Genomic DNA, 11751 nt, shown 5'->3' with positions numbered 1-11751 from the left:
AATTAAGTATTAAGTATCAAGACCTAGAAATATGCATCAATTTGAGAAATTAAAGATTTGGCAAAAAGCAATGGATATTGCTGTGGATGTTTACAAAGTTACTTCAGAATTACCTTCTGATGAGAAATTTAACTTAACACATCAAATTAAAAAATGTGCCGTTTCTATTCCATCAAATATTGCTGAGGGCTCAGGAAGAAACTCAAATAATGAGTTTGTGCATTTTCTTGGTATTGCAAATGGTTCTACTTATGAATTAATCACTCAATTAATGATTTCAAAACGCTTAGAATTAGTTGAAGAAGTAAAAATTACTCCAATCATCCATAATTTAGTTGAAGTGAGTAATATGAATTTTGCCCTTCAAAAATCTCTAAAAACTAATAACAAATAACGATTGGAAAATCTTAATACTTAATTCTCCAATCTTAATACTTTATAACAATGAAAACAGCATATATAGTAAAAGCTTATCGTACTGCCGTAGGAAAAGCACCAAAGGGAGTTTTTAGATTCAAACGCCCAGATGAATTAGCAGCAGAGACTATTCAATACATGATGAATGAGTTGCCTGATTTTGACAAAACCCGTATTGACGACGTTATGGTAGGCAATGCCATGCCAGAAGCTGAGCAAGGTCTAAATGTCGGACGTTTGATTTCTTTAATGGGATTAAAAGTGAATGATGTACCAGGTGTAACCGTAAACAGATACTGTGCCTCTGGATTAGAAACTATCGGAATGGCAACAGCCAAAATTCAATCTGGAATGGCACATTGCATCATTGCCGGTGGAGCAGAAAGTATGAGTTATATTCCAATGGGAGGTTACAAACCAACACCAGATTACAAAGTGGCTGCAGCTGGTCACGAAGATTACTACTGGGGAATGGGATTAACATCAGAAGCGGTGGCGAAACAATTCAATATTTCTCGTGCTGACCAAGATGAGTTTGCTTTTCAATCGCACAATAAAGCCTTAAAAGCCCAAGCAGAAGGAAAATTTGACAACCAAATTGTACCTATTACAGTTGAGCAAACTTTTATCAATGAAAATGGTAAAAAAGAAACCAAATCGTATGTAGTAACTAAAGATGAAGGACCTAGAGCTGGTACTTCATTGGAAGCTTTGGCAGGTTTGCGTCCTGTTTTTGCTGCCGATGGAAGTGTAACTGCTGGTAACTCTTCTCAAATGAGTGATGGTGCTGCTTTCGTTTTGGTGATGAGCGAAGAAATGGTAAAAGAATTAAACATTCAGCCGATTGCTCGTTTGGTAAACTTTGCTTCTGCAGGTGTAGAACCAAGAATTATGGGAATTGGCCCAGTAAAAGCCATTCCAAAAGCCTTAAAACAAGCCGGATTGACACTAAATGACATCGATTTGATTGAGTTGAATGAGGCTTTTGCTTCTCAAGCTTTAGCAGTAACTAGAGAATTGAACTTAAATCCTGAAATCATCAACGTAAACGGTGGAGCTATTGCTTTAGGTCACCCTCTAGGTTGTACAGGTGCTAAACTTTCGGTTCAATTATTCGACGAAATGAAACGCAGAGGCAACAAATACGGAATTGTTTCTATGTGCGTAGGTACAGGACAAGGAAGTGCGGGGATTTTCGAGTTGGTGTAAAAGAGAAAAAAGAGCAAAGAGGCAAGACACAAGAGGCAAGACACAAGAGCAAAGAAACAAAAACTTATGAGGCATAACTTTAAGAATTTGAAAATTTGGATTTTAGCAATGGAAATTACAAATGACATTTACAAGCTGACTTTTACTTTTCCAAAATCAGAAACTTATAGTTTATCTAGTCAAATGAATCGATGTTCAGTCTCAATGCCTTCAAATATTGCAGAAGGTTCAAATAGAGGAAATAAACATTTTCAACATTATTTGAATATTAGTTTAGGTTCATCATTTGAATTACAGACACAGTTATTGATAGCTTGTCAAAATGACTATTTATCAAAAGAAAAAACAGAAGAAATAGAAAATAAAATAATTGAATTTCAAAAGATGACAACAGGTTTCATAAGTAAGTTAGACAACAATCTTTCTTCTTGATTCTTTCATCTTTCATCTAAAAAAAAAATCATGAGCAATAAAACAAGAGGTGGTCAATTCATCGTAAAAGAAACAAAATGTGAAGATATTTTCACCCCAGAAGATTTTAATGAAGAGCAGTTAATGATGCGTGACTCTGTAAAAGAGTTCGTAGACAAAGAATTATGGGCACACAAAGATCGCTTTGAGAAAAAAGATTATGCTTACACCGAAGAAACCATGCGTAAAGCGGGTGAATTAGGTTTATTAGGTGTTGCTGTTCCAGAAGCTTACGGTGGTTTAGGAATGGGATTCGTATCGACTATGTTGGTTTGTGACTATATCTCTGGAGCTACTGGTTCATTTTCAACTGCATTTGGAGCACACACAGGTATTGGAACTATGCCAATTACATTGTACGGAACAGAAGAACAAAAATTAAAGTATGTTCCAAAATTGGCTTCAGGCGAATGGTTTGGTGCGTATTGTTTGACTGAGCCAGGAGCTGGATCAGATGCGAATTCAGGAAAAACAAAAGCAGTTTTATCTGAAGATGGAAAATATTACACCATCACAGGACAAAAAATGTGGATTTCAAACGCAGGATTTTGTTCGCTTTTCATTGTTTTCGCTAGAATTGGTGATGACAAAAACATTACAGGTTTCATCGTAGAAAACGATCCAGCTAACGGAATTTCTATGAATGAAGAAGAGCATAAATTAGGAATTCGTGCTTCTTCTACTCGTCAGGTGTTCTTTAACGAAACCAAAGTTCCTGTAGAAAACATGTTGTCTGAGAGAGGAAACGGATTCAAAATTGCAATGAACGCCTTGAACGTAGGACGTATCAAATTAGCAGCGGCTTGTTTGGATGCACAAAGAAGAGTTATCTCTGGAGCAGTTAACTATGCCAATGAAAGAATTCAATTCAACACTCCTATTTCTCAATTTGGAGCTATCCGTTCTAAATTAGCTGAAATGGCTACTTCATGCTACGCAGGTGAAAGTGCCTCTTACCGTGCAGCAAAAGATATCGAAGACAGAATCGCAGAACGCGAAGCTGCCGGTTCTTCACATCAAGAAGCAGAATTAAAAGGGGTTGAAGAATATGCTATCGAGTGTTCTATATTGAAAGTAGCGGTTTCTGAAGACGTTCAAAACTGTTCTGATGAAGGAATTCAAATTTTTGGTGGAATGGGATTCTCTGAAGATACTCCTATGGAAAGTGCTTGGAGAGATGCTCGTATCGCACGTATTTACGAAGGTACAAACGAAATCAACCGTATGTTATCAGTAGGTATGTTGATTAAAAAAGCCATGAAAGGACACGTAGATTTGTTGGGTCCAGCTTCTGAAGTGCAAGCAGAATTAATGGGAATTCCTTCTTTCGAAACTCCTGATTATTCAGAATTATTTGCTGAGGAGAAAGAAATGATTGGCAAATTGAAAAAAGCTTTCTTGATGGTTGCTGGTGGAGCGGTTCAAAAATACGGTCCAGAATTAGATGGTCACCAACAATTGCTTATGGCTGCTGCGGATATCCTTATCGAAATCTACATGGCTGAAAGTACTATATTGAGAACAGAAAAATTAGCTAAGACAAAAGGTGAAGCTGCCGTAAAAGAACAAATTGCTATGGCACAGTTGTACTTATACAAAGCAGTAGATATCATTACTCAAAGAGGAAAAGAAGGTATCGCATCGTTTGCTGAAGGTGATGAACAACGTATGATGTTAATGGGACTTCGTCGTTATACTAAATATACAAACATGCCAAATGTGGTAGGTTTAAGAGAAATCATTACATCAAAACTAGTAGCTGAAAACGCTTACTGTTTCTAAGATTTTTTTTTAGTTTTTATTTGTTTAAGAAAGTCGGCTTGTGTGGTACAAGTCGGCTTTTTTATTGCCATTTTTTATGCCCAAAAGAATAAGCTGCTTTAATAAAAACCCCTTCATTTCCCCATTCTAAATGGCCTACAATAAATTTTCTTTCCATTTTCAAATTAAAAGCATAACTTGTAATACCTGCACTTATATCTAGTTTCGGTACTACTCTATAGGTTAAGCAAGTATCAAACCCCTTAATTGATCCCTGATATTCATTTATTTGCAACAAAAAATAAATATATTCAGCCGTCAAAGCCCAACGATCAGTAATGGCCCATCCACCCCAAATTCCAATGTCAGGTAATGGAGCCGTAAAACCAAACCTTTCCGAAACATTAATAGTACCATTTTTATTATTTAAGGAAATTCCTGTTGAAGCCCCTACGATATGACTTCCTAAATTCAGCCCCACTTCATATTTTGGCCTGCTTAAAAATGCATATCCATAGGACAATCTGTAAATTGTAGTGTTAAAATAAGCGTTGATATCCGCATTGATTTGAAAGGTTTGGTCTCCGAAATTGATTTCTTTTTTCAATTTATAATCAGCACTTCTATTGAGATTATAATAATTAATAACAAATTTGGATCGTTTTGAAATATGCCAATCAAAGCCCAATAAATAAGTAGGGGATTGTTTTGAAAAACCTAAATCTCTTTCAAAATCGATAGCAGTCCCAACTTCGCCATTAGTTCCATCCAAACTCACCGTAGTATTATTTAAAGCTCCATAAAATCCAGCTGTTACTTTAAATCGCTCAACAAACCAAGGAGCCGCTTGCTCTGATTTGTTTTTAATAAAATTATTTTTCATCGAAAAATCCTCATTTATAGCGACATCATTTTGGCCAACCAAAGGTAAAAAATGAGGTATAGACGAAGCAATATCTTGCGCATTAGCAATATAACTAAGACTAAAAACAAACACAATTATCCATTTACTTTTCATTGATCTTACCTGAAGATTTAAATTATATTTTAAAAAAATTGAATAAAGAAACCATCATAAATTTACAAAAACAAACCCAATAATTTGTATCCAAAACACTATCCTTTAACTACTTAAAAAAAGATTTTAGCTTTAAAACTTTTTAGACAATACTTTATAAGAAAGAAAAAAACTAACTAAAGTAAAAAAAGTGGCAAGAAAAAATGGAGCGCCAGGCACATGAAATACACTATTTTTGGCTGTAGCAAAAGCAAACAAATTGGTCATTAATAAAGGCCCAAACACTCCACACAAACTCATCAAGCTAGTTAACGCCCCTTGCAATTCACCTTGTTCATTGGCGGGTACTTGACTAGAAATCACCCCTTGAATACTAGGTCCAGCAATTCCTCCCAAACAATATGGGATTAAAAAAAGAAACATCATCCAACTTTCTGAAGCCAATCCGAAAAGCAATAAGCCCAAAGCTGAAAAAGACATGCCTAAATAAATGGATTTGACTTGTCCCAAACGAGGAATAATTTTTCGAATCAAAAATCCTTGAACAAAAGCAATTAAAGCTCCAACTACAGCTAACGAATAGCCTACGGTTTCGCTAGTCCAGTTGAATTTATACATGGTATAAAACGACCAATTGGATTGTACGGCATGTGAAGCAATAAAAGTAAGGACTAAAGAAATTACTAAACCTGAAACCACCGGATACTTTCTTAAATTTTTCAACGAACTAATTGGATTAGCTCGTTTCCAATTAAATGCCCTTCGATTATCTTTGGACAAGGATTCTGGTAAAACAAAATAGCCATAGGTTACATTAATTAACGTAAGTCCAGCAGCAATTAAAAAAGGAACATTGGTCCCCCATTTGCTACTGATTCCACCAATTACGGGACCTATAATAAACCCCAAGCCAAAAGCCGCACCAATTAATCCAAAATTTTGTGCTCTTTTTTCGGGTGTACTAATATCCGCAATGTAAGCCGTAGCTGTGCTAAAACTCGCTCCCATGATTCCGGCAATAATTCTACCTACAAAAAGCCAAGTAATTGATGGCGCGAAGGCATGAAAGATATAATCTAAACCCAACCCAAAAAGCGATAATAACAAAATAGGACGTCTACCAAAACGATCACTAAGTCCTCCTAAAATTGGAGAAAAAACAAACTGCATCATTGCAAATGAAAAAATCAGCCATCCTCCATATTTAGAAGCCTCGTTGATGCCTAGACCCGTAAGATTTTCAATTAATTTGGGAACAATCGGAATGATAATACCTAAACCAATTACGTCAACTAGAACAGTAATGAAAATAAACAATAAGGGTTTATTGGTGTTTTTTGTCATAATAAAGAAATACAAACGATTAAAAAATACTAAAATCCAGGTCGAATAGTATTGGTGTTTTTAAAATTACGGGTAATAAAATCAAATGCTGCATTCATAATTCCCCCCATGGATTTCGCATTTTTAAAATTGATATCATGTGTATAATTGTACAATTCAAGTTTTAATTGATTCACATGTTCAATTGGAGCAACGGGATCATTTGTCATGATTTGAACCAATCGCTTTATTCTATTTTCATAGGATTTTATACGTTTGGCCATAGCTGAACGCTCTTCGTATTTATATTGTTCGATAGAACTTTCTTGGAGTTTATCCTTAACTAAAAGAATCATGGGATAGTTCTCTTTAAAAAACTGAGGGCGGTACACTTTAAAATTGCCTTCATAAGTCTGTTGATCAAAATCAATAGCGCGAATTCGATACACTACTTGATCAAAATCGTGTGTGGGAACAATCACATAATTATAAGAACGCATATCCCCTAAAAGCCGAATCATGCAACGTTCATTGAATTTGACAAACTCTTTCGCAATTTGTGCTTTTGCTGTTTCGGAACAATCCTTCAACAAGTTTTTCATAAAAACATCTCCTGGAATTCCCATAATATGCTCCTCAATCAAAGTGTCATTATACACCAAAAAGTTTATTTTGTCTGGAGAAAGAATATGTTCAAATTCTAAACCATACACTCTTGAAGCATCGGCTTTTTTGATATAAAAATGGGTATAATTATCGTTGAGTATATTTCGCACTTTCACACGGAAAGGTTTTGAATTTCCAAAAGTGCAATAATCAATTGAATCGATATTTAGAAATTTGATGATGTTCAAATTTCCGTCTGAATGCAATAACGAATAGATTTTCATCAAGGTCAAATCAATTTCATTACGCTCAAATTCATTATAATACACACGAATCCATAGGGTATCGTTATTATTCTTATCGTATACATTTATAGCTCCTGAAAAACGCAATAAATCGTCATAAAAAATAGGCACTTTAGAAATACGTTCAAAACGTTCTAAATATTCCATCAATGGCTTGTTGATTGGATAGGTTGGCTTTTTAAAAACCATTAATGGCTCACTCATAAAATCTGACTTTTCTACAAATTTACAGTATTTTCTATTTTAAAAGTAACAAAATACCATTTGACTCGTCCTACAAGAAACAAAATCAAGAACCTTTGGAAACGATACTCACCATCAAAAACCTCAACAAACGCTACGGAAAAATCCAAGCGTTAAAAAACGTTTCGTTTGAAATAAAAAAAGGGAATGTTTACGGCATTTTAGGACCTAATGGAAGCGGAAAATCAACAACTTTGGGAATTACACTAAATGTTGTAAACGCTACTTCAGGAGAATACCAATGGTTTGATGGAGCGCTGCCAACACATGAAGCCTTAAAAAAAGTGGGAGCCATTATCGAGCGCCCTAATTTCTATCCCTACATGTCTGCCTATGAAAACCTCAAACTGGTTTGCAAAATTAAAAACATCAATTATTCTAAAATAGAAGAAAAATTAGAACTGGTAGGACTTATCGAGAGAAAAGACAGTAAATTCAGTACGTTTTCTTTGGGGATGAAACAGCGCTTGGCCATTGCCTCCGCTTTGCTCAACGATCCCGAAATCTTAATTCTAGACGAACCCACTAATGGTTTAGATCCACAAGGCATTCACCAAATTCGAGACATCATAAAAAAAGTAGCCAGTTTAGGCACAACAATACTGTTAGCTTCGCATCTTTTGGATGAAGTAGAAAAAGTATGTTCGCATGTAGTGGTTTTGAGAAAAGGAGAAATTTTATATGCGGGTTTAGTAGACGGAATGGCAGCAAATGAAGGCTTTTTTGAACTTGAAGCAGATGACAATGCCAAACTTAAAATAGTGCTTGCTACACATTCAGCTGTGGATAAAATTGCAGCAGAAGAAAGCAAAGTATTAGTCTATCTAAAAACGGACTTGAAAGCTTCGGACTTGAATCAGTTTTTGTTTGAAAATGGTATTGCGCTCAATCATTTAGTCAAAAGAAAAAACAGTTTGGAAGAGCAATTTTTAGCCTTGACCAAAAAATAGTTTTTTTATCTCTTAACCTTTCCAATAAATAACTCATGAAACGATTACTCGCTATAGAATTACAAAAAATCTGGCTCAACAAAGCCAGTAGAATACTAACATTAACGTATTTCATATTACTTTCTTTCATCGCCTTAATAGCATCCATCAAATTTGATTTGGGTGTATTCAAATTTCATTTGGCCGAAATGGGGATTTTCAACTTTCCTTTTATTTGGCATTTTAATACCTATATCGCGGCTATCTTAAAATTCTTTTTGGCTATTGTCATTGTATCAATGATGGCCAATGAGTACAGTTATGGAACGCTGAAACAAAACCTCATCGACGGCATGAGCAAAAAAGAACTGGTACTTTCTAAATTTTTAACTGTTGTTGCTTTTGCCTTAGCTTCGACTGTATTTGTTTTTGTAATGAGTTTACTTCTGGGATTGTGTTTCTCTTCCTATACTGAAGTGAGCATCATTTTCTCTGATTTAGAATACATTCTTGCTTTTTTTATAAAATTGGTCGGATTCTTTTCTTTGTGTTTGTTCTTGGGAATTTTAGTCAAACGTTCGGCTTTTGCACTAGGTTTCTTATTGGTTTTATCCTTCGCTGAAGGAATCGCAAAGGGTATTTTAACTTTTAAAATCTTTCCAGATAGTCCAATTGCGGGATATATTACCCAATTTTTCCCATTGGAAGCGATGTCGAATTTGATAGTAGAACCTTTTTCTAGATTATCATTGGTCAAAACCATTGGCACTCAAATTGGCGTTGAGAATACTAAGGACTATGGCGTAGCTATTACCACCATTCTTATCGTGTTGGGATGGATTGTTGCTCTTAACTTATTGTCTTACAAAATCTTAAAAAAGCGCGATTTATAGTATATTTGCTGTACTATGAAAATCAAATCCTTTCTTTTTATACTTGCTTTTTTTAGTTTTTTTCAAAAAGCAAAAGCGCAATATATCAAAGTAGACGATACGTTTAACACTCAGCATTTAGTTGAAAAAGTATTGGTCAATAGTTCCTGCGCACAAGTTGCTAATTTTAGTGAATCGGGAGACACCTTTACTACTGGTAGCAAAAGTTTAGGCTTTTTTGATGCTAACGGTACTTCGTTCCCTTTCAAACAAGGGCTGTTTTTAAGTACGTGGAGCAGTAACAACACTCCCGGCCCATACTTGATTGATCAAGACGATAGTGGAATTAATAATGGAGTTTCTAATTGGAAAGGCGATGCTGATTTGAATGCTATTTTGGGGATTTCAAGTATTAATGCCTCAGTGATCGGGTTTGATTTTGTGCCTTTGACTGATTTTATAAGTTTTAATTACTTGTTTGCTTCTAATGAATACTACTCGTATTATCCTTGCGAATTTTCAGATGGATTTGCTTTTTTGATTAAAGAAAAAGGAAGCACCGCTCCGTATCAAAATTTAGCTGTTCTTCCAGAATCTACAACTCCTGTGGCCTCAACTAGCGTGCATCCGTTTATCAGTCCAACTAACACTAACAATAGTATCAATCCCGGATGTCCTGCCAAAAACGAGGTATATTTTGGAGGATATAATTCTTTTACAAGTCCCATAAATTATGCTGGACAAACTAAAGTTTTAACCGCAAGCTCCAAAGTTACCGCTGGTAAAACCTATGAAATAAAACTAGTGATTGCCGATGATAGATTAGTAAATTATAACTCGGCGGTTTTTATTGAAGCTGGTAGCTTTAGCTCTAAAATCGATTTGGGACCTGATCGTTTGTTGGCCACCAATAACCCGATTTGTTTTGGAGAATCTTTCCTTTTAAACACGAATTTACCGGCAACACATACTTTTGAATGGTTTAGAAATGGAGTAAAAATTAATGGCGCAAATCAACCTACCTATCAAGTTACCTCAGCTGGAACCTATAGAGTTGACGTGGCATTTTCGTCAACTTGTATCATCTCAGAAGAAATCAAAATAGAATACACACCTGACTTGCTATTGAATAACAGCACTGTAGTGCAATGCGATATTGACGCAGATGGCTTGACCACTTATGATTTAAGTACTTCTGATGCCAATCTAAAAAATAATGATGTAAACATTACAAAAACTACTTGGCACAGCAACTTGACTGATGCACAGAACGCGACCAACGCAATAACCAATTTAACGAGCTTTAGTAATTCGAGTCCAAATCAAGTGCTTTATGTGAAAGCTAGCTCCAATTATGGCTGTTCTAAAATTGCAACAGTTACGTTGAGTACGGCTGCAACAGTTGTTCCGAGTCCGAATCCTATTGCTGTTTGTGACGAAGATGGTACGCTAGATGGATTGCATCGATTTGATTTAGCTACATTGGTAACGCCTCAATTGTTGAATGGTTTGCCTACGGGTTTGGCGGCTGAATACTATCTTTCGTTTGCCGATGCTTTGGCAGAAAAGAACAAAATAGGTCCTGTTTTTACGACCACTCAAGCTTTGCAACAAACGATTTATGCTCGAATTAAAAATGGTCAGGATTGCTATGGAATAACACCAATTACCTTGATAGTCAACACTTTTGATCCAATTAATTTTAAAGAAGAAACTACTTTTTTATGTGCTGGAAGCAACTTACTTCTGAGTGTAGATTCGGGTTTTTCAAGTTATTTATGGAATACTGGCGCTACTACTGCTGCCATTACGGTACAACAAGTGGGGACTTACACTGTAACCGTGACTAACGATAAAGGGTGTAAAAAAACAAAAACATTTATCGTCAAAGCTTCTGAAAAAGCAATCTATGAGAGTGCCGTGGTCAAAGATTTTGCGGGGAATAAAAACACCATCACAGTAAATTACAAGGGAACTGGAAACTATGAATTTTCATTAGATGGCTCTAGCTACCAAGACGATGCTCTTTTTACGAATGTGCCTCCGGGAATCTACACCATTACGATCCGAGATAAAAATGGATGTGGGATTACTACTAGTGAATTAATTTATGTTTTGGATTACCCTCGCTTTTTTACCCCAAATGGAGATGGATTTAATGATGTTTGGAAAATCAATAATTTAAACACTTTGCCACAATCCAGAATCGTGATTTTTGACCGATACGGAAAACTACTTAAGGAATTAACAACTTCAGGCGATTTTTGGAATGGAACTTTAAATGCTGCTCCTTTGCCATCGGATGATTACTGGTTTCAACTTATTTTTGCTGATGGTAGAAGCATCAAAGGACATTTTAGTTTAAAACGATAATTGCTACGCTCTTTTATAAAAAAATTGCTTTTCATTCAAAAAACATTAAAAAAGACGCCTTGAGTTTGCATAAAAGCTTATAAATAATTCTTTTTTAGTACTCTTTTTTAATCCACTTATTAAACCTATTTTTGACTTTACAATCTAAAATTCGATAGAATTAGTGTTGGCTAGTACTCTTTATCTTAGCTTTTAGCCCTCCAGAAAGTATTCAGGACTAGCGG

10 protein-coding genes are annotated in these 11751 nt (G+C 35.4%); 7 read left to right on the top strand and 3 right to left on the bottom strand.

What is annotated here, in order from left to right; translation table 11 throughout:
- Window positions 1–31: 31 nt before the first annotated feature.
- From ACSVH5_RS03545 to ACSVH5_RS03530, 4 genes are all read left to right on the top strand, one after another.
- Window positions 32–394, top strand: a complete 363-nt coding sequence (locus ACSVH5_RS03545; RefSeq protein ID WP_342690838.1) for a four helix bundle protein — start codon at window positions 32–34, stop codon at window positions 392–394.
- Window positions 395–444: 50 nt separating this feature from the next.
- The gene (locus ACSVH5_RS03540; RefSeq protein ID WP_159686186.1) at window positions 445–1626 is read left to right on the top strand and encodes a thiolase family protein; all 1182 of its coding nucleotides are present in this window, start codon (window positions 445–447) and stop codon (window positions 1624–1626) included.
- Between the two features lie 66 nt (window positions 1627–1692).
- Window positions 1693–2058 carry a four helix bundle protein gene (locus ACSVH5_RS03535; RefSeq protein WP_144254713.1) on the top strand — a complete coding sequence of 122 codons (366 nt, stop codon included), beginning with the start codon at window positions 1693–1695 and terminating at the stop codon, window positions 2056–2058.
- 30 nt (window positions 2059–2088) lie between these two features.
- On the top strand, window positions 2089–3879 hold the full coding sequence (locus ACSVH5_RS03530; RefSeq protein WP_438060081.1) for an acyl-CoA dehydrogenase family protein: 1791 nt from the start codon (window positions 2089–2091) through the stop codon (window positions 3877–3879).
- A 61-nt stretch (window positions 3880–3940) separates the two neighbouring features.
- On the opposite strand, the gene ACSVH5_RS03525 is transcribed toward ACSVH5_RS03530, so the two are convergent.
- The 3 genes from ACSVH5_RS03525 to ACSVH5_RS03515 all read right to left on the bottom strand — a co-directional run bounded on the left by ACSVH5_RS03525 (window position 3941) and on the right by ACSVH5_RS03515 (window position 7314).
- Window positions 3941–4876, bottom strand: coding sequence for a hypothetical protein (locus tag ACSVH5_RS03525; RefSeq protein WP_438060080.1), 936 nt, complete (start codon window positions 4874–4876; stop codon window positions 3941–3943).
- Window positions 4877–5008: 132 nt separating this feature from the next.
- A complete protein-coding gene (locus tag ACSVH5_RS03520; RefSeq protein ID WP_438060079.1) occupies window positions 5009–6220 on the bottom strand; it encodes a TCR/Tet family MFS transporter in 1212 nt (403 codons plus the stop codon).
- A 29-nt stretch (window positions 6221–6249) separates the two neighbouring features.
- Window positions 6250–7314 (bottom strand): hypothetical protein, encoded by a 1065-nt coding sequence (locus ACSVH5_RS03515; protein WP_438060078.1) that lies wholly within the window; start codon window positions 7312–7314, stop codon window positions 6250–6252.
- Between the two features lie 95 nt (window positions 7315–7409).
- On the opposite strand from ACSVH5_RS03515, the gene ACSVH5_RS03510 reads away from it, so the two are divergent.
- From ACSVH5_RS03510 to ACSVH5_RS03500, 3 genes are read left to right on the top strand one after another with little or no spacing between them, the layout of a single operon-like run.
- Window positions 7410–8303, top strand: coding sequence for an ABC transporter ATP-binding protein (locus ACSVH5_RS03510; protein ID WP_438060077.1), 894 nt, complete (start codon window positions 7410–7412; stop codon window positions 8301–8303).
- A gap of 35 nt (window positions 8304–8338) precedes the next feature.
- The gene (locus ACSVH5_RS03505; RefSeq protein ID WP_438060076.1) at window positions 8339–9175 is read left to right on the top strand and encodes an ABC transporter permease; all 837 of its coding nucleotides are present in this window, start codon (window positions 8339–8341) and stop codon (window positions 9173–9175) included.
- 15 nt (window positions 9176–9190) lie between these two features.
- Window positions 9191–11527: a choice-of-anchor L domain-containing protein gene (locus ACSVH5_RS03500; protein WP_438060075.1), complete on the top strand. Its 2337-nt coding sequence runs from the start codon at window positions 9191–9193 to the stop codon at window positions 11525–11527.
- Window positions 11528–11751 lie beyond the last annotated feature (224 nt).

Source organism: Flavobacterium sp. RSSA_27, from assembly GCF_051547125.1.
In the GTDB taxonomy this organism is placed as follows: Bacteria; Bacteroidota; Bacteroidia; order Flavobacteriales; family Flavobacteriaceae; genus Flavobacterium.
The sequence above is the reverse complement of the archived record's forward strand: the minus strand, read 5'-3'. Positions and strand labels throughout refer to the sequence as shown.

Bases quoted from the DNA above. Each gene is read 5' to 3' on its own strand.
- ACSVH5_RS03515 (WP_438060078.1), bottom strand. From the start codon at position 7,314: ATGAGTGAGCCATTAATGGTTTTTAAAAAGCCAACCTATCCAATCAAC.
- ACSVH5_RS03505 (WP_438060076.1), top strand. From the start codon at position 8,339: ATGAAACGATTACTCGCTATAGAATTACAAAAAATCTGGCTCAACAAA.
- ACSVH5_RS03530 (WP_438060081.1), top strand. From the start codon at position 2,089: ATGAGCAATAAAACAAGAGGTGGTCAATTCATCGTAAAAGAAACAAAA.
- ACSVH5_RS03545 (WP_342690838.1), top strand. From the start codon at position 32: ATGCATCAATTTGAGAAATTAAAGATTTGGCAAAAAGCAATGGATATT.
- ACSVH5_RS03540 (WP_159686186.1), top strand. From the start codon at position 445: ATGAAAACAGCATATATAGTAAAAGCTTATCGTACTGCCGTAGGAAAA.
- ACSVH5_RS03520 (WP_438060079.1), bottom strand. From the start codon at position 6,220: ATGACAAAAAACACCAATAAACCCTTATTGTTTATTTTCATTACTGTT.
- ACSVH5_RS03500 (WP_438060075.1), top strand. From the start codon at position 9,191: ATGAAAATCAAATCCTTTCTTTTTATACTTGCTTTTTTTAGTTTTTTT.
- ACSVH5_RS03535 (WP_144254713.1), top strand. From the start codon at position 1,693: ATGAGGCATAACTTTAAGAATTTGAAAATTTGGATTTTAGCAATGGAA.
- ACSVH5_RS03525 (WP_438060080.1), bottom strand. From the start codon at position 4,876: ATGAAAAGTAAATGGATAATTGTGTTTGTTTTTAGTCTTAGTTATATT.